Raw genomic sequence first — 17,540 nt, 5'->3', positions numbered from 1 at the left:
CGCAAACGTGCGGAGGGGAAGAAGCACGTCCAGGCCGTACTCGCCCTCGCCCGCCGACGCGTCAACGTTCTGTGGGCCCTGATCCGTGACCGGCGATGCTATCAAGTCGCACCTCCAGTGACTACGGCTGCTTGACAACAGCATTAGGAAGCGAGGCGGATTTTCCCCCAGTCCACGCCCCTGTCCGGGCGCTGGGACATCGGTGCCTTCTTTTGCGCCCTGCCTCTCACGCAGCTCGGCGAGCATGTCAAGGCGCTGGGGACCGGGCGCAACTGGTGGTGTTCTCCTTCGAGTCGGGGCTGGTCATCGTGCGGGGATGGCGCCCGGCCCGGGACTGGGCCGGACAGGCTCACGCCTCGGCGACGGTGACGACGTCGTGGCACACCGCATACGGGCGTTCCGCCTCGACCCGCAGCGTCCACGTTCCCTCCGCCGCGGTCAGCTCTGCGGCCAGACCGCCCGTCCCATCGGGCAGCAGGGTCACGGGACTGGCGTCGGTCTCAGGCAGCCCCGGAGCGACCAGCCAAGCCCGCAGCGTCCGCCCGGTGACGTCCGGGCCGCTCGCCCGGATGGTGAACGGCTCACCTGCCAGCGCCATGTCAGGCACCTCGAGGCCGAAATCGTGGTCGCCCGCGAGCATCTGACGGGCCGGCCTGCTACGGCGGATCGCCATCAGCTGGTGCCGCAGTGCCTCTGAGCCGGCCATGCCGGCATGGCGCTCGCCGTTCCACAGCGCGTCGTCCTCGCGCTCCAGCACCCACGAGGCGAAGGCCGACCCGCCGGGCACTGTGCCGTCCCCGCCCCAGTCCCGGTCGTTGTCGAGGCGGGTCGGGAACGTGAGGCCTCCGTCGACACCCACCACGACGCCGGCCACGGTGGGGTGCGCCCGGCCGGCGAAGCAGTGCACCCGGTACGGCGGTGCGGCAAGTCCGACCTGGTTGCGGTCCCAGGCGTCATTGATCTTCTCGTGGAAGGCGAACGCCTCCCGCACCCGGTTCGACAGCCGCCAGTCGTAGGGGAACACAAGGTATTGCATCGGGTGCAGCTCCTGGCCGGTCTGGTCGTCGTCCCAGCCCAGCGCTACACGGACGTCGGGATAGCCGATGCAGGACAGGAACCCGGGCAGCGCTTCGGGGCCCTTCAGCAGCCGGCCGGCCTCCAACGCGTACGGTCCGTCGGGCGCCTCGTCGCGGATGCCGGGTGGCAGCATCAGACCCTCCACGACCCTGCCCGGGCTGCGCAGACTCAGCAGCGCCTGCTTCGACTGGTTCCACACGTCCTTGTCGTCGCGGGTCAGACGCGTGCCGAGGATGCCCGGCACGAAGACAACCAGGTCGTGGTGCATGAGATGGGTTCTCCGTCTTCTTTCTCTCCCGGGCCGGACATCGGCCCGACGGTCGTTCCGTCGCTCCCGGTCAGGCGCGGCCGACGGTGGTCCCGAGGCGGTCCTGGGGAATCCTCACCTGGTCACACCGGTCGGGGCCCTGCAAGAACATCGACAGGCCGTGCCGCGCGATGTGCACGGCGTTCGCCGTGTGGACGGCGGCGCCGCGGTACGGGACGGCAAGCTCGGTCGCCCACCTCCTGTCCACGACGTCCCGGACGGTGACTGTCCCTTCGCCGCCGAAGGCCAGCAGCAGAGGGCGCCTCAAGGTGCCGGCGAAGGCCAGGGCGGTGGGGGCGCCGTGACTGGAGAACCGGCGCACGGGCGAGTCGCCGTCGTACTCGGCCAGGTACCCCGAGCCCGCCTCGCTCCAGGCGACGAGGGGCAACAGCTCACCGTCGTCGTACTGGCAGGTCAGAGCGATGCCCGCGCGGGAGTCGGGTTGGGCGGGTCGCTGGCCGAGGCGGGTGAAGCCGCCCTGCTCGGTGCTTTCCCACAAGGTCAGTGCGTGGCCGCAGTCCGCCGCGACCCAGGTCCGCCCGGACGCCGTGTGCGCGGCCACGTCGCACACCCGGATCTGGGCGGCCTCGATGGCCTCCTGCGGTGCCCAGCCGGTGCCCTTGCGCAGGAAGGGCACCACCCGCCCGCCCTCGGGCACGAACAGCCAGGGGGCGCCCGAGGGACCGGCCACCAGGGCCAGCCCCGGGATGCTGTCCCCGGCGTCGCCGCCGAGCTCGACGGGCGAGTCCTCGGTGTGCTCCGTCAGCGACGAGTCGAGGCGCCCCACGCGGACCCGCCGACCCGCTGCGGCGGCCACCGTCCATCCGTCGTCCTGCCCCAGGGCGGCCACGGCGGTCACGCGCGACCCGCACGGGAGGACCACGCCGCTGCCAGCCCGCCCGCGCACCGGGTGATGCAGGCCGACCAGCACCTGCTGGCCGGCCGCCCGCGCCAACAGCACGTTCCCGGACCCGTCCGTTGCGATGGCGGGCCTCGGCCAGCTCTCACTGCGCGGGGGCGGGGGCGGGACGTCGGCGGCTGCCAGCGCCACGGTGTCGATCACCCGTACCTCGTCGCCGTCACCGACGGCCAGCCGTCCGGTGCCCGCGGGGTCGAACGCCAGACCGCTGCGCTCGCTGGACAGCTTCAGTACCGCGTCGACCGTGTCGTCGGTGGGGCTGTGCACCCTCACGCGGTGGCCCTCGTGCAGGGCGAGCAGCGGCAGGTCGCCGCGCCGCCCGAGGGCGAGTTCCCGTGCCACGGAGTCGTACTGGCGCAGGCGGGTGACGACCAAGGCCGTGTGTCCCTGCGCGGTGACACGCCACACGGTGACCCGCTCGCCGTCCGAGGTGGCCTCGGAGACCGCGATGAGCCCGCTTTCGGCGTCCTCGGGCAGAACGGAGACAGCGAGGCGCCGGCCGGAGGCCGCGGACACCTCCCACCGCGACCGCACCAGATCCTGATCGCCATACAGCTTGCCGTTCAGCTCGTGCAAGGTCACGGTGTCGCCCGCGGTGAGCAGAAAACAGCGGTCGCGCAGGCTCAGCAGCGCCACCTGCTCGGCCCGGACCGGCAGGACGTCGTGGCGTATGTCCTGCTCCTCCTCGGCACAGCGCCAGGCCCACACGCACTTTCCGTCTGCCGCGACGATCTGGACGCCGTCGTCGCAGCGGGCGGCGTCCAGATCGCCGATCCGGCCGTCCCAGGTGTAACTCCTGCGAGGCCGGCGCTCGTCACCCCACCACAGGTGCAGCGACCGTCCGTCGCGGGACGCGGTGATCCGTGTGCCCCGTGCGGTCGCCTCGCGGACCTCGGCGAACACCGAGCCCTCCGTCCAGCCGTCGGCGGGGCGCCTGGTGTGCAGGTAGGCGCCCGTGTCAGCGCGGCGGGTGACGATCTCGCCACGGCCGGCCACGGAGATCGTGCCGCCCGCGGCCCGGCTCCAGCTCAGGGCGAGGGCGCCGCCGAGCGGGGCGGGCAGTGTCAGTTCCGGCGGCTGCGGGACCGCGTCGGTCCACACCTCCCGCCAGATCTGCTCGGCGAAGCCCGGCAGGCGACCGAGCATCTCGTGGGTGTCGGGGTGGCTGACAAACGCCTCGGCGCTGAGCATCGCCCGGCGCTGGTCCTGCGAGGTGTGGCTCCTGAACCCGGCGCCGACCCGCCGGTAGAGCGCGGCACCGTCGCAGGTGCCGATCAGCCGCCCGGTGAGCGGCAGCATGACGTCGGGCTCCGTGCGCACCAGGAACTCCGGGTCGCAGAACAGCTGCTCGAGCGGGTGCTGCTCGTCCGGTGGATCGTCGGGGCTCGCCGGGATCTGGGCCGCGTGCGCGCCCAGGTAGGCCAGGGTGTACTCGTCGGCCTGGTCCCAGTCGCCCGTCGGCCGGTACAGGGCGTCGAACACGCGGCGGTGAGCCGCTGTCTCGCTCAGCCGGGCGCGCTCCAGAAGGGCGGCGCCGTAACTGGGGTGGTCGAGCCGGTGCAGCGGGCCGTCACCCGTAGCGGTTTGCGCGTACCCGCTCCGGACGGCGGCTGCGCTCGGCGCCCGGCACCTCTCATGCTCGGCCGGACTTGTTTCGGCGCTTGCTGGAAAAGTGCGGAACGCGAGGGAATCGTGGCTGTCCGGTCAGCCTGGCGGCGACCATGTGTCCGGAACCACCGCCCAGCCCCGCCCCCGGATGGGTCGAGGCACCGATGTGCCACAGCCCGCGGATTGCGGTCGCGTGCCGCCCAGACATGGGCAGGGGACGCCACAGGTAGCTCTGGTCGAGTTCGCCGGAGCCGCCGTACGGATCGCCATGGACCGCGTTCGGGTTGTATTGGGCAAGCTGTACAGGTGTGACCACGTCCACGGCGAGGATCTTGTCGTGCACATCGGGTGCATGCCGGGCGATCCGGCTCAGGACCCGTTCGGCGTAGCCCCGCGCCAGTGCCGCCGTCCAGCCCTGAGCCGTGTCCAGCTCACCGGCCGAGTCTCCGAGGGGTGCAAAGGGTACTTCCTGCAACTGCAGCCAGAGGGCAGCGGATCCGACAGGTACGCGGCTGGGGTCCAGAACGTACTGCTGTCCGACAACCACCGTAGGCCGCCTCGGCAGAAGACCCGCCTCCGCTTCAGCACAGGCGATGCCGGTACCGGCCGAGCCGTCGGAGAGATGGACGATCGGGACCTTGCTCAGACGTTCGTCCCGCCAACCGATCGGCTGGGACAACGCGACGTGGATTTGCATCGCACCGCGGCCGTAGCGAAAACGCGCGGCTGCGTCACGCACAGCCGGATCCACCGAGCCCTCCGGAAGGAGGCTGCCGTACAGCGCGGTGGGGGTCACAGAAGCAAGCACGGCACGGCGCGCACGGATGGTACCGCTGTCGGCCACCACTCCCACCGCACGCCCCTTTTCGACAAGGATGCGTTCGACCCGCGAGCCGGCTTCCACCCGCGCACCAAGGGAGTCCAGCAGCGACCGGAAGGCATCGAGAAACCGGCCCGAACCTCCGGTGACCACTGGTAGGCCGAACCCGTGCAAGGTGGCGGCGAGCAGCGGCATCATGAATCCGCCCGACGCGTGGTCCGGCGACAGTCCGGCGTGCAGCAACCATGGGGAAAAGAGATGGTCCACCTCGTGCCCGTGGAACTCCGCGCGAGCGTAGGCACGACCGCTTGTCACCAGTGAGCGCAGCCACTGTTCAGATCCCGTGCGCCCGCCGGTGCGGAGCAGGCCGGCAGCATGCCGCAGCAGCGCAGGCGAGCGTAGCTCGCTGCCCATCAGCCCACCGATCGCCCGCATGCTGTCGCCCAGCCGACCCAGGCCGGCCAGGTACGTGGCCCGGTCGGCTTCGTGCTCGAAACCGGCGGCGGTGTGTACCGGATCCCGGTGCGCCAGCGTGACCCGCCCGTCGTCGGCCACGCTCGCAGTGACCCACTCCTCGGTGTTGCAGTAATCCAGCCCGTGCCGGCGCAGCGGCTCGCCGAGGCTGGCGAAGGCCGGGCCTGCGACGAACAGCGGGTGCCAGGAGGAGTAGGTGTCGTGCAGGTAGCCGGGGAGCGTGCGCTGTTCGGTTGCGATGAATCCGCCGATGTGCTGGTTGCGTTCCACGAGGACGACCGACCACCCGGCCATGGCCAGCTCGGCCGCGGCGACGAGCCCGTTGATGCCGGAACCGATGACGACAGCGTCCACTTCACCCATCTGACCTACCTCATCGGCCTCATTGCGGGAGATGCACCTCGAACTGCATCTCGCCAGCCAAGTACGCTTCAGTCGATCAATTGAGCATGACGGATGGCCATGTCCACTGCCCTGGGAAGACCGGCCGCCGGCTCAGGTGAACCGGCGGCCGGGCAGTCAGGACGAGGAGTCCGCGCGTTCGCGTCAGACGGTGACCCGCTCGGCCCTGAGAGCAGGCGTCTCCTCGGTGGCGGCGGACGTGTTCTCCCGGGGCGCGGGGAGCACGGCCATGATCACGCCGGAGATCACGATGGTCGCCGCCCAGGCGAGCCCGTACTTGCCGATGGGCGTGCTGGAGAACGGGCCGGCGAACCAGTCGCACTTGGTGAAAGCGAGCCCGATCAGCAGTGCGCCCCCCCAGGACACCATCGCCTGCCAGCAGAAGCCGCCCACGTACCAGTACCGGCTGCTCCGGCTGGTGTCCATCAGCGCGGCGGCGTCGTAGCGCACCGCAAGCGATCGACGCCGGAACATGTCCACCGCGTAGACGCCGATCCAGGCCGAGAAGGAGACGGCGAGCAGGGTCAGGAAGGTGATGAAGGAGCCCAGGAAGCTCTTGGCGACCAGCATCAGCATCAGGCCGCCGACCAGCGAGATTACGGCGTTGATGCTGACGGCCATGGCACGCGGCAGCTTGACACCCATGGTCTGGGCGGTGAAGCCGGCCGAGTACATCGAGAGGCTGTTGATCAGCATCATGCCCACAAGTGCGGTCAGCAGGTACGGCACGGCCAGCCACGTCGGCAGCAGGTCGCCGAGGAAGGCGACCGGGTCCGAGGCCTGCGCCAGACCGGGCGAGGCGGTCGCCATCACCGCACCCATCAGCACCATCGGCACCATCACCAGAGCGGCGCCCGAAACCGTCACGCCGACGATCTTCCTGCCGGAGGCGGCGTGCGGCAGGTAGCGCGTGAAGTCCGGGCCGGTGGGGACCCAGCTGATGCCACCTGCGGCGATGGTCCCGATGCCGGCGATCATCATTGCGGTGGTTCCCGCGGGCTTGGAGAAGACCTCACCCCAGTGCATGGTCGCGATCAGGTAACCCAGCACCAGGACGCTGAAGACGCCGAAGAGGTACGTCGACCAGGTGTTGCAGGCATTGAGCGCCTTCCGGCCCATGCCGGAGACCAGGAACGTACAAGCAACGAAGGCGAAGAGCGTGATGGCGATCAGCGCGGTGTTGGTCTTGACGCCGAAGAGCAGGTCAAGAATGGTCAGCACGGCGTAGGCACCGGTGACGGCGTTGATCGTCTCCCAACCGAACCGAGCGATCCAGAGGATCGCGCCGGGGAACAGGTTGCCGCGCACACCGAAGGTGGCCCGCGAAAGCGTCGCGCCCGGCGCCCCGCCCCACTTGCCGGAGACCGACAGCAAGCCGACCATGCCGAACGAGGCGACCGCGGCGCACACCGCGACGATCAGGACCTGCCAGAAATTCAACTGGTTGAACACCACCAGGGCCGCACCCATGGTGAGAAGCAGGACGCTGATGTTCGCCGCGACCCACGTGGGGAAGAGTTCGCGGACTCTGCCCCGGCGCTCGTGGGCTGGGACAGGTTCGATTCCGCGTGTCTCTATCGCGCCGTCGGTGTCGGCGGTGGACAGATTGTCCATGAGGGTGGCTCCGTGCGTGTGAAGCGGGAGATAAGTTGGGCGTATTCCACATTTATGGAACTCTTCGCGCTTAGCGCACGAATCAAGCAATCCTACTGTGGTCGAGGGGCGTGTCCGCGGAACGGTGAAAAAGGTCTCAACGCGGTAGTTCCGTAGGGAAACGGACTCGCCCGGTGTCGGTGACCGCGCAGATGAGGGATTGGTCACGGACGAGCCGGACGTGGATCGGCCCCGCGGCGGCCGGCGGGACGGCGGAGATGCCGTCGGTGAGCGTGTCGGACCCCGGGTCGTCGACGACCGCAAAGGTCGGCGGGAAGGCCCGCATTGCAGAGGGCAGGTGGGTGCTCCCGACGGCCAGGACCGCGAGCGCGGAGAGCAGTGCCGGTGGCCATCGGCACTGCCGGGCCGTTCAGGTTCCCTCCGCCGACCGTGGCGGTGCCTGCGCAGACGGCCGTCGGACCGCCAGGCCGGACGCACGGCCGCGATGACCGGCAGGGTTGCGGCGGCGGGTACGGAGCTCGCCGCCGACGAGTTCCCGATTCAGTTCGATCCGTACCACCAGGAAGAACCCGTCACGGGCAGCCGCAGGCCGTGTACCGCCCGCTGTCGGTCGGACGGGTCCTCTCCGGTCTGCCAACCGTCTTGCGCTGGGATGGCGACGGGGCTCGGGGGAGTATGGGGGTTATCCGGAGCAGCAACGAGACCGGCGCGACCGAAAGTCGGCAGGAGGACCCGCGTCGGTTGACAGGCGGAGGGAGTGGCCTTGCATGAACAGCATCGAATCCTTCCGGACCGACATCAGTCGGCTGCGCCCCGGGCGTTCACGCCCGGCTGGGTTGCTGGATCTGCTGACTGTCGCCGCGGTGGTGCTGGACGCCGACGGACGGATCGCTTTCTGGAGCCCGCAGGCCGAAGAGCTGTTCGGCTACACCGCGCAGGAGGCTCTTGGCCAGTACGCGGCACACCTGATGGTCCACGAGGAGCACCTGGATCTGGTGATCAAGTTGTTCGCCGAGGTGATGGAAACGGGCCGGAGCTGGGCCGGTGCTTTCCCCATCCGGAACAAGGACGGAACCACCCGGCTGGTCGAGTTCCGCAACATGCGGCTCCTGGACGACCTCGGCGACGTATACGCCTTGAGTGTCGCGGCCGACCACACCACCCTCCAGCAGCTCGAAACCGAGCTCGCGCTCTCCGAGCGGCTGGTCTCGCAGTCCCCGATCGGGCTCAAGGTCATGGACACCGACCTGCGGTACGTGACCGTCAACCCAGCCCTGGCCCGCATCAACGGCCTGCCCGCCGCCGACCACATCGGCCGGAATGTCCATGAAGCCCTGCCCTTCCTGGACACCCAGGCCATCGAGTCCGTGATGCGCCAGGTCCTGGCAACCGGTGTCCCCGTCCTGGACCGGTACGTCGTCGGTCGCACCCCCACCGAACCCGAGACCGAGCACGCGTGGTCCACCTCGTATTTCCGGCTGGAGGACCGCGCCGGGCGGGTGCTCGGGGTGGCTGCATCGGTCGTGGACATCACCGAGCGGCACCGTGCGGCCACCGAGGCCGCACGGGCTCGGCGTCGCCTTGCCCTCATCGCCAACGCCTCCGCCCGCGTCGGCACCACCCTGGAGGTGGACCAGACCGCCCGGGAGCTGGCCGAGGCCACGGTGCCGGACCTTGCCGATGTGGTCGCGGTCGACGTGCTCGACTCCGTCCTGGCCCTGCGCCGCTCGGCCGCGCCTGCGACCGGTCCGGAACTCTTCCGCGCCCTCGCTGTCGTAGCCGCCTATCCCACTGAGGTCGTCCGCGCCGCCGACAGGCCCGGAGACCTTGCCATGTACGGCGCTGACCGCCTGGTCACGCAGTGCGTGCACACGGGTCGGCCGGTGCTGGTGCCGCACGCAACCGATCAGGATCTGCCGCGCATCGCCCGCGACCCGGCTGCCGCCGCCCTCCTGGCCCAGGCCGGCGTCCACTCGTATCTCGCGGTGCCACTGATCGCCCGCGGCGAAGTCCTGGGCGCCGTGGACTTCATACGCGCTCGCAACCCGCTGCCCTTCGACGAGGACGACGCCACCCTGGCCGGTGAGCTCGCCGCCCGCGCCGCGGTGTGCATCGACAACGCGCGCTGGTTCCAGAGCGTGCGCAACACCGCAGTCACCCTCCAACGCAGCTTGCTTCCGGATCACCCTCCGCACCATGCGGGCCTGGACGTCGCCTCCCGCTACGAACCCGCCGGAGCTGCCAGTGAGGTCGGCGGGGATTGGTTCGACGTCATCTCCCTGGACGGCGACAAGACCGCCTTGGTGGTGGGTGACGTGATGGGCTGCGGGATAGACGCCGCCGCGACCATGGGCCGACTGCGCACCGCGACGTGCACGCTGGCCGATCTCGGCCTCGACCCCGCACAGGTGCTCCGACAGCTCGACAAGACCACCGCACGCCTGGAGCACTACATCGCCACCTGCGTCTACGCCGTCTACGACCCGCGCCGCGCGGAGTGCCACATCGCCACAGCGGGACACATGCCTCCCGTCCTCGTACGCACAGGCCACCGCCCGGAACTGCTCGACCTGCCCACCGGTGTTCCCCTCGGCGTCGGCGGCGTGCCCTTCGAAGCCGGCACCGTCGGACTGGGCAACGGAGATCTTCTCGTCCTCTATACCGACGGACTGGTCGAAACCCGCGAACGTCCCATCGACGAGCGCCTGAACAGACTTCTCCAGTTGCTGGAAGGCCCCCAGCGACCCTTGGAAGAGACATGCGACCGGCTTCTCGGCGCACTGCGGGATCCGGAGCACCACGATGACGTCGCTCTGCTCATCGCGCGTCCTCAGGCGTAGCCGGCTGCGCGTTCGCCGCACGGCAAGGGCGTTGGCGGGAGTTCCGCAGAGCGCCATCGTCACCCAGGGGGGAGAAGGGCCGATGCGGCGCCCCTCGGGTCGCAGCTGGTTCAGGAGAGCCAGTCGGTGTAGTGGGTGGGGGCGATGCGGGCGTCGTTCCGGGCGGTGAGGACATCACCATGGACGATGGCGAACATGCCGGCGGTGTCATCGGTGACGACAGAGCGCCCGTCACCCTTGGCGGCGAGGGTGAGCCTGCCAAGTTCGTCGAGGGGATAGACGTCGGGGCCCGCGATCTGGAGGACGTCATTGAGCGGGGTGCCGGCGGCGACTTCGGCGACGATGCGGGAGACATCCGCGGCGGCGATCGGCTGGAGCGGCGTACGCGGCAGGCGGACGGTCTCGCCTTCGGTGGTCTCGGACATCACTGCGTCGATGAACTCCATGAATTGCGTGGCTCGGACGATGGAGTACGGGATCGGGCCGGCCTTGAGGATGTCTTCCTGAAGCACCTTCGCCCGGTAGTAGTCCATGTCGGGCACCTGGTCCGCGCCGACGATGGAGAGGATGACGAAGTGCCCGACGCGGCCCTTCTCACTCGCGGTGAGGAGGTTGTCCATCGACGTCCGGAAGAAGGCGGGCGAGGCGTCGTCGAAGGTCGGGGAATTCGTCAGGTTGATGACGGTGTCGGCGCCTGCCACGGCATCATCCAGCCCCAGGCCGGTGATGACGTCCACGCCGCTGGACAGGGAATGCGGGACTGCCTGGTGGCCGGCTGCGTTCAGGTTCTTCACGACCAACGACCCGATGAGCCCGGTTCCGCCGATGACTGCGAACTTCATTGCATGGTCCTTTCGCCGATGACAATGTCCGATATATTCCTTGCTGGCGCTAACTTCACCTAGGCCGCGCGGCTGGCGCAACCGCACGGCGTCTCACCCACCCCAGGGAGGGCGGGCGGGCGGCTACGACCTGACTCGGTCACCCCTGTTGATCACGGTGCTCGACGTCGTCGAAGCAGTCGACGGGCCTGGTCCCCGTGGCTGGGCCGGAGCGCCGGATGCCTGGCCGGCCGAAGCCAGGTGATACCGGTTCGGGCGACCACGATGTGCGTTCGGGCCGTGACCACCACTGTGCTCTCCCGCGAGCGCAGGCCCGTCCCGAGGTGGCACGAGACGGTGCCGCGCTGTTGTGCCGTGAACCGCGTCCAGGTGGGTGATCGCGTAGGCCCATGCCGCTGGTCGGCTTGCGTTGGGGTGAGGCTGAGCACAGCCTCGTAACGTCCAGGAGAGACGCCCGGCACAGCGCGAGGAGTAATCGACCATGGCGGTATGTGAAGTCTGTAGCAATGACTACGAGAAGGCATTCGAGGTGCGTGCGGACGGGGTTACTCACATCTTCGACAGCCTTGAGTGCGCAGCCCAACGGATCGCTCCGTCCTGCGAAAACTGTCAATGCCGGATCTTGGGGCATGGTCTCCAGGCGAACGGCCAGTTCTTCTGCTGCGCCCACTGCGCACGCCAGAAAGGCCATGCGCAACTGGTTGACCACGCTTGAGCGAACGCCGGATTCCTGCCTGCAGCAGATCGCGGCGCGGCGGCGGGAGGCGGCACGCCGCAGGGGGACATCCCGGCTGGGCTGACCGAGTGGGGGTCCTCACCCCGTACGGGCTGGGCTGTTCCGGCGGTCGAGCGGGGATTTCCTGGACGGGCTGGTCGCCCGGTGGCCAGGCATCCACGGTGGCGATGAACGCCGGTTTCGCCTTCAGGGGCTGGTTGTCGCATGGGCCAGCCCTGAGGTGAACTCGTCCGCGGTCAGGATGGCGTGGGCGTAGGTGGGAGCGTTGAGCTCGAACGTCGCTTGCATCTCCTCGGGGCGGAACGCAGCGATGGCGTCCTTGATCAGCGTGACGTGATAGCCGAGCTCCTGGGCAAATCGCGCGGTGGTGTCGATGCAGGTGTTCGCCCGCATGCCGATCAGCACGATCCGTGAGACGTGATGCTGCTTCAGCAGGAAGTTCAGGTCGGTGTTGGCGAAGCCGCTGGCGGACCAGTGTTCGTGCACGCGAAGTTCTCCCTCGCGCGGTTGGAAGTCCGGGTGGAATTCTCCGCCCCACGTACCCACCGCGAAGACCTGTCCTTTGCGCGTCGCGTCCTGCGAAGGGGACAGATACGCCCACGTCTCGTAGTCGCCTGGGGAAGTCCGTCGGTGGGGCACGAAGAAGACGCGCATTCGGGACGCACGGGCGGCTGCCAGGACCTGACGCATGTGGTCGAGGAGGCCGACCTGCTCGGCAACTTCCTTTGTGCGCGGCCACAGCTTCCCGCCCTCGGACAAGAAGTCGTTGTACGGGTCAACCACAAGCAGTGCGGTGCTCTCGCCGGCGTATCCGGGGTCGTTCATGCCAAGGCTCCCCTCGTGGGTGGTTCTGGACGGTGGCGGAACAATCGGCTACGGGCCACGGGCGCGTCGCCCGGCCGGAGGTGGGTGGCGGTCAGCCCTTGAGGAAATCCAGCAGCTCCGCGTTGAAGGCCTTCTCATGCTCGCCGACCAGCCCGTGCGGGGCGCCGGCGTGGACGATGAGGGTCGCGTCCTTGATCAGCTCGGCGGACTTGGGTGCCGAGGCGGCGAAGGGCACGATTTGGTCGTCGTCACCGTGCACGATCAGCGTCGGAACATCGAAGCGCTTGAGATCCTCGGTGAAGTCCTGCTCCGAGAACTGCTCGATGCAGTCGTATGCGCCCTTGAGGCCGACCTCCATGCTCCACATCCAAAAGGCCCGGCGCACCCCGTCCGAGTCGGCGGCTCCCGGCCTGTTGAAGCCGTAGAAGGGATCCGCGAGCTCCCAGTAGAACTGGGAGCGGTCGCCGGCAACACCCTCGCGAATGGCGTCGAAGGCCTCGATCGGCAGGCCCTCCGGGTTGGTCTCGGTCTTGAGCATCAGTGGAGGCACCGCACCCAGCAGCACAGCCTTGGCGACGCGGCCGGTGCCGTGGCGGCCGATGTAACGGGCCACCTCCCCGCCGCCGGTGGAGTGGCCGACCAGGGCGGCGTCGCGCAGGTCGAGGGCGTCGATCAGCTGCGCAAGGTTGTCGGCGTAGGTGTCCATGTGGTTGCCGTTCCACGGCTGGCCCGAGCGGCCGTGTCCGCGCCGGTCGTGGGCGATGGCCCGGTAGCCGTTTTCCGCAACCAGGCGGAGCTGGCCATCCCATGCGTCGGCGTTGAGAGGCCAGCCGTGGCTGAACACGACCGGCTGCCCACTGCCCCAGTCCTTGTAGAAGATCTCTGTCCCGTCAGCAGTGGTGAACGTGCTCATCGCGGTTCCTCCCGGCTGACTTCCCCGAGCCTCCAGGCCTGCGACGGCCACGTCCCGCTCACGACCGAATAACGGCCTGATCCACTCTCTATCGTGCACCAGGCCGTAAGTGCGGGGTCCAGGATCCTGGCACGCTTCACCGATCGCACCCACCGTCACGGATGCTGCTCGCGCCCCGCTCCGGCAGCCAGTTTCGACCATAGAACGCGTCAGATCGGGACGCCAAGTTGAGCCAGTTGAGGGAGTGCGCCGCTGCCGACTTGCGGGCGCCGAGCAGCAGGTCAGGTCGGTGCGCTGAAGGAATGCAGAGGGGCAGGCCTCGTTGATGGTGTGGTCGGTGTTGTGCCGTCTGCTGTCGGAGACAGAGGAGGTCGTCACCCTGCGTGCTCGCGTCCGTCCCGTGGGCCGAAGGCTTCGAGAGCGTCTGCGTCGGTTGCGCGCGCGTGCAGGAAGTAGTCGGCCCACTCCGTGATGTCGGGGTACGAGGAGTCCTGGCTGACCCGGATGACGGCGGCCTTGATGTCGAAGTCGGTGATGCGCAGGTCGATGCCAGGGCCCAGGAGGGCCCAGTGGGCTCCGCTTCGTCCGTAGGGCGTGCCCACGCTGCCGGGGTTGATCACCAGTCGGCCGTGGGCGACGCGGACGAATGGCATGTGGGTATGGCCGCAGACCACCGTGCGGATGTCGGCGTCGAGCCCACCGAACACTTCCTTCCAGCGATCGAGGCGCGAGTCGACCAGGACGACCTCTTCGTCGTCCCGGGGGGTGGCGTGGCAGAACAGCACCTTGCCCAGGCCGTGTACGGGCAGGGAGAGTGATCGCGGCAGTCGACCGAGGAGGTCGAGATGGTCCTCGCGCAGCTGTTCGGCAGCCCAGGGCGCGATCGGATCAGGGAGCGAGTCGCGCTGCCCGCGGCGGTACTCCAGAAGTTCGCGGTCGGCGTTGCCGCTGATCCAGACGACCCGGTCGCCGAGGCTGGTCAACAGGTCAAGGACCTGCGCCGGTTGTGGACCTGCGGTGATGTCGCCGGTGAGCACGATCTGATCAGCGGCGCTCACGTCCGGCTCGGCCAGCACGGCCTCGAGCGCGGGGAGGACTCCGTGAATGTCGGAAAGGACGGCCACTCGGTTCAGCATGGTCACCACTGTGAGGTGAAGACAGCCGGGAAGTGAGGACGTTCGCCCGACGCGAAGGCCGTGGTGGGGCCGCTTCGCCGGGCATGGTCACCGGACGCGTAGTTCTTCCGGGGGCTGCGGCCTCGGTGACGGTGCGGGTCGTGTTCCTGTCGAGGTAGCTGACTGCCAGGGCGATGACGGGGGCGGGCGGGGCCCGTGGGACGAGTCGGTGGGTGGCCGAGGTGCAGCCGGCCTCATCACTGGCCGCGGCGAGCATCTCCGTTTCCACTGTGCGGCGGCGCCTTCGCCGGTCTCCCGGTATCGATCACACCGGTTCCTGGTCGGCTGCGGTCACTGGCCCGGCGAGTACCGATCCGGTCCACACGGTGAAGAGGCCGCCGCCGGGGTCGCTGATGACGGATTCGGTGCCGCCGCCGGGCGAGGGGGCCACGGGGGTGGCGGTTCCTCCTGCCGCGCGTGCGGCGGCGATGACTGATTCCACGTCGTCGACCTGGAAGTGCACGTGCCAACGAGGCCGCACGCGGGGGTCGGGAGATTCCCCGACGCCGCCTCCGCGCAGGGTGGCCACAGTGTTTTGGCCCTGGCGGACGGTGACGGTGTCCTGCTCGTAGGCGTAGGTGACCTCGCAGCAGCCGGGTTCGCCGGAGGCCCAGTCGAAGATCTCGGCGTAGAAGATGGCGGCGTCGAACGCGTCGCGGGTGCGCAGCTCGAGAAAGGCCGGTGCGTTGCCGCGGCCGGCCGACCAGGGAAGGGCGCGGCCCTCCCAGAAGCCGAACACGGCCCCGTCGCGGTCGGCTGCCATCACGCCCCGGCCCAGGCCGAAGCGCACCGGGCCGACGGCTATGGTGCCGCCACGCTCACGGACCCGGGCTGCGGTGACGTCGGCGTCCGCCACGGCGAAGTATGGGCTCCACGCCCCGGCCATCGGCAGACCGGGTGCCACCTCGGCCAGCCCGGCCACCGATCGCCCCCGAACGGAGGCGATCGAGAAACCTGTTCCCAGGCTGCCCGGGCGGAACTCCCATCCCAGAACGGCCGAGTAGAAGTCCTGTGTGGCGCGCAGGTTGCGGGTCATCCGGTTGACCCAGCACGGTGTTCCGCACACCGGAGTGACGTGGCGTGTAGGCGTCATCAGGATTCGTCTCCTCGCCCCCGCACGAAGGGCTGTCAGCGCATGCACTCCACGCATACGCCCACAACGCCTCCTGCGCCACCCGGGGCAGCGCCGGGTTTCCCCGGCTCGGCCCGAGGAAAAGGCGCCCCGCGAGCGGCATGGACGGTGGGTGCTGCCGACGGGTCCCCTCGCTGCGCGACAGCCCGGCGCCGGCGCAGACTGGAGGTATGAACCCCTACGAGGGTCTGGCAACGGTGGAGCGCAGGGACGGGACCCAGGTCCGTGTGTGGGCGGAGGTCACCGTCGCCCAGGCACGCGGTGCGGCAGGCACCGAGCGGTCCTGGACGGCCCGGCTGACCGCGCCCGGTGGCGAGGGGCTGTTGGTGCGGGACGCTGTCACCTTGATCCTCGACTCCGGGACCCGCTGGCCCGCCGAGGTCACCCACACCCAGATGTCGTCCGGGCTGCACTCCCCGAGCTGGACCGAGATCCGGGGCACGGGGCCCGCCGTGACCCGGCCGGACGAGATCTCCGGCGGCCACGCCGCTCGGGACGACGCGCCGAAGCCCGGCGTCACGGGCCCCGGCGAGCGGCGAGGAACCGTTCTCCGGCCGGAACCAAACCCCGACCACGACGGAACCCCCTGAAGACCCGGGCTCATGCCACGCAGGGGGATGGGGCGGCCACGGGTGAGGGGTTGCCGGCCGTTCGCCGGGGAGTGCGCACGAGGGCGGTTTAACCGAGCGAGCGTGCTGGGCGGCGCGACGGGGCAAAGCTTGACGGGAGGGGCATAGAGGTTCGCCGTCGCAAGACCGACATGTCCTGTCACACTCCGATGAAGCTCACGGTTTCTGTCATGTCCGCCCGCCCGGTCCGCAGCCGTGGCACGCCTTCCTTCTCGAATCCCACCGAGACACCGCAGAACAGTACGAGCCCGTCATCGGCTCCGACTATCTGGCTGACAGTCTCGCGATACACCGTCCACATCACCTGGGGGCAGCTGTGCAAACCTTCCGCCCTCAGCAGCAGCATGACCGTCTGCAAGTACATCCCGGCGTCCGCCCACTGTCCGGGCCCCATCGTCCGGTCGAGGTAGCAGAACAGGACGACCGGCGCCCCGAACGCCTCCGAGTTCAAGGCGGCGATCTTCATGGGCCTGTCGGGGTCGTCGCGCTCGATTCCCAGCGCTTTGTACCGCTGGGCAGCCGCGGCGGAAAAGCGGTCCAGATGCGGCGAGGTCAGTTCGGCGGGGTACATCGGGTACTCCCGCTCATCACCCGTGTCTCCCGCCAGTGCCCTGGCCGTCGCGCGCCTCTTCAGTTCGGCCAAGGGCTCACCAGTCACGACATATACATGCCACGGCTGGAGGTTCCCACTCGACGGAGCCCGCGTCGCTGCAGCCAGCACCCGTTCGAGTATCTCTTTGGATACCGGCTCATCGCTGAACGCCCGCACAGCCCGGCGGCTGTCCACAGCTTCATACACATCCACGTCTTCTCGTCCTCTCGCCCAACGGCAACCACCTCTCCACCGTTTTCGGCGCGCACAAGAGGCAACAGGCTATCCGGATCGCACTTCGCCGCGTCCGTCCCGGGTGAGGGCCTACCGCCTCTGCGAGACCCGGATGCGCCGGAACCGGACGATGACGACGCCGGCGAGGACTGAGCGCCGCCGTGGCTCAGTGGAAGGTTCGAGTGAATTGGTGCGGTTTCCCCTGTGGCGTTGAGCCCGAGACTGGCGGCTCGTTCGGGTTCAGCGCGTACGTACAAGCAACTATTCGCCCGTGAGCAGGCGCGGGGGGGGGGGGCCCCCCCCCCCCCCCCCGCCGCGGGGGGGGCCGCTGGGGGGTTTTGGTAAAAGGGTTGGGGGGGGGGGGCCCGGGGGAGGGGGCCGCCGAGGAGGTATTGGGCCGC

General features: G+C 69.3%; 13 protein-coding genes and 2 pseudogenes. 5 read left to right on the top strand and 10 right to left on the bottom strand.

What is annotated here, in order from left to right; all coding sequences use genetic code 11:
- Window positions 1-135: pseudogene (locus ACIBB8_RS35495) on the top strand (IS110 family transposase); the annotation flags it as partial.
- Window positions 136-349: 214 nt separating this feature from the next.
- On the opposite strand, the gene ACIBB8_RS35490 reads toward ACIBB8_RS35495, so the two are convergent.
- From ACIBB8_RS35490 to ACIBB8_RS35475, 4 genes are all read right to left on the bottom strand, one after another.
- A complete protein-coding gene (locus ACIBB8_RS35490; RefSeq protein ID WP_398959249.1) occupies window positions 350-1,345 on the bottom strand; it encodes a hypothetical protein in 996 nt (331 codons plus the stop codon).
- Between the two features lie 70 nt (window positions 1,346-1,415).
- Window positions 1,416-3,785 carry a hypothetical protein gene (locus tag ACIBB8_RS35485; RefSeq protein ID WP_398959247.1) on the bottom strand — a complete coding sequence of 790 codons (2,370 nt, stop codon included), beginning with the start codon at window positions 3,783-3,785 and terminating at the stop codon, window positions 1,416-1,418.
- Between the two features lie 151 nt (window positions 3,786-3,936).
- Entirely contained in the window at window positions 3,937-5,568 is a 1,632-nt protein-coding gene (locus ACIBB8_RS35480; protein WP_398959245.1) for a phytoene desaturase family protein, read from the bottom strand.
- Between the two features lie 183 nt (window positions 5,569-5,751).
- Window positions 5,752-7,221, bottom strand: a complete 1,470-nt coding sequence (locus tag ACIBB8_RS35475) for a purine-cytosine permease family protein (protein WP_398959243.1) — start codon at window positions 7,219-7,221, stop codon at window positions 5,752-5,754.
- A gap of 767 nt (window positions 7,222-7,988) precedes the next feature.
- Between ACIBB8_RS35475 and ACIBB8_RS35470 the strand changes: the two genes are divergently transcribed.
- Window positions 7,989-10,061: a SpoIIE family protein phosphatase gene (locus ACIBB8_RS35470; RefSeq protein WP_398959241.1), complete on the top strand. Its 2,073-nt coding sequence runs from the start codon at window positions 7,989-7,991 to the stop codon at window positions 10,059-10,061.
- Window positions 10,062-10,171: 110 nt separating this feature from the next.
- On the opposite strand, the gene ACIBB8_RS35465 is transcribed toward ACIBB8_RS35470, so the two are convergent.
- Window positions 10,172-10,903 carry an SDR family oxidoreductase gene (locus tag ACIBB8_RS35465; protein ID WP_398959239.1) on the bottom strand — a complete coding sequence of 244 codons (732 nt, stop codon included), beginning with the start codon at window positions 10,901-10,903 and terminating at the stop codon, window positions 10,172-10,174.
- A gap of 109 nt (window positions 10,904-11,012) precedes the next feature.
- On the opposite strand from ACIBB8_RS35465, the pseudogene ACIBB8_RS35460 reads away from it, so the two are divergent.
- Both ACIBB8_RS35460 and ACIBB8_RS35455 read left to right on the top strand, forming a co-directional pair.
- Window positions 11,013-11,099, top strand: a pseudogene (locus ACIBB8_RS35460) (transcriptional regulator); the annotation flags it as partial.
- A 285-nt stretch (window positions 11,100-11,384) separates the two neighbouring features.
- The gene (locus tag ACIBB8_RS35455; protein ID WP_398959237.1) at window positions 11,385-11,618 is read left to right on the top strand and encodes a hypothetical protein; all 234 of its coding nucleotides are present in this window, start codon (window positions 11,385-11,387) and stop codon (window positions 11,616-11,618) included.
- 207 nt (window positions 11,619-11,825) lie between these two features.
- On the opposite strand, the gene ACIBB8_RS35450 is transcribed toward ACIBB8_RS35455, so the two are convergent.
- The 4 genes from ACIBB8_RS35450 to ACIBB8_RS35435 form a co-directional block, all read right to left on the bottom strand.
- Window positions 11,826-12,464, bottom strand: coding sequence for an isochorismatase family cysteine hydrolase (locus ACIBB8_RS35450; RefSeq protein ID WP_398959235.1), 639 nt, complete (start codon window positions 12,462-12,464; stop codon window positions 11,826-11,828).
- Between the two features lie 91 nt (window positions 12,465-12,555).
- Window positions 12,556-13,377 carry an alpha/beta fold hydrolase gene (locus tag ACIBB8_RS35445; protein WP_398959233.1) on the bottom strand — a complete coding sequence of 274 codons (822 nt, stop codon included), beginning with the start codon at window positions 13,375-13,377 and terminating at the stop codon, window positions 12,556-12,558.
- 374 nt (window positions 13,378-13,751) lie between these two features.
- A complete protein-coding gene (locus ACIBB8_RS35440; RefSeq protein ID WP_398959231.1) occupies window positions 13,752-14,513 on the bottom strand; it encodes a metallophosphoesterase family protein in 762 nt (253 codons plus the stop codon).
- Between the two features lie 304 nt (window positions 14,514-14,817).
- Window positions 14,818-15,645 (bottom strand): VOC family protein, encoded by an 828-nt coding sequence (locus ACIBB8_RS35435; RefSeq protein ID WP_398959229.1) that lies wholly within the window; start codon window positions 15,643-15,645, stop codon window positions 14,818-14,820.
- A 209-nt stretch (window positions 15,646-15,854) separates the two neighbouring features.
- Here ACIBB8_RS35435 and ACIBB8_RS35430 point away from each other — a divergent pair, with 209 nt between their 5' ends.
- Window positions 15,855-16,274: a hypothetical protein gene (locus ACIBB8_RS35430; protein WP_398959227.1), complete on the top strand. Its 420-nt coding sequence runs from the start codon at window positions 15,855-15,857 to the stop codon at window positions 16,272-16,274.
- Between the two features lie 178 nt (window positions 16,275-16,452).
- Here ACIBB8_RS35430 and ACIBB8_RS35425 read toward each other — a convergent pair whose 3' ends face one another.
- Window positions 16,453-17,118, bottom strand: a complete 666-nt coding sequence (locus ACIBB8_RS35425; RefSeq protein WP_398959226.1) for a nitroreductase — start codon at window positions 17,116-17,118, stop codon at window positions 16,453-16,455.
- Window positions 17,119-17,540: the final 422 nt, after the last annotated feature.

The organism is Streptomyces sp. NPDC051286 (assembly GCF_044455345.1).
Lineage (GTDB): Bacteria > Actinomycetota > Actinomycetes > Streptomycetales > Streptomycetaceae > Streptomyces.
Note: the sequence above shows the minus strand (reverse complement) of the source record. Positions and strands in the feature narration are given on the sequence as shown.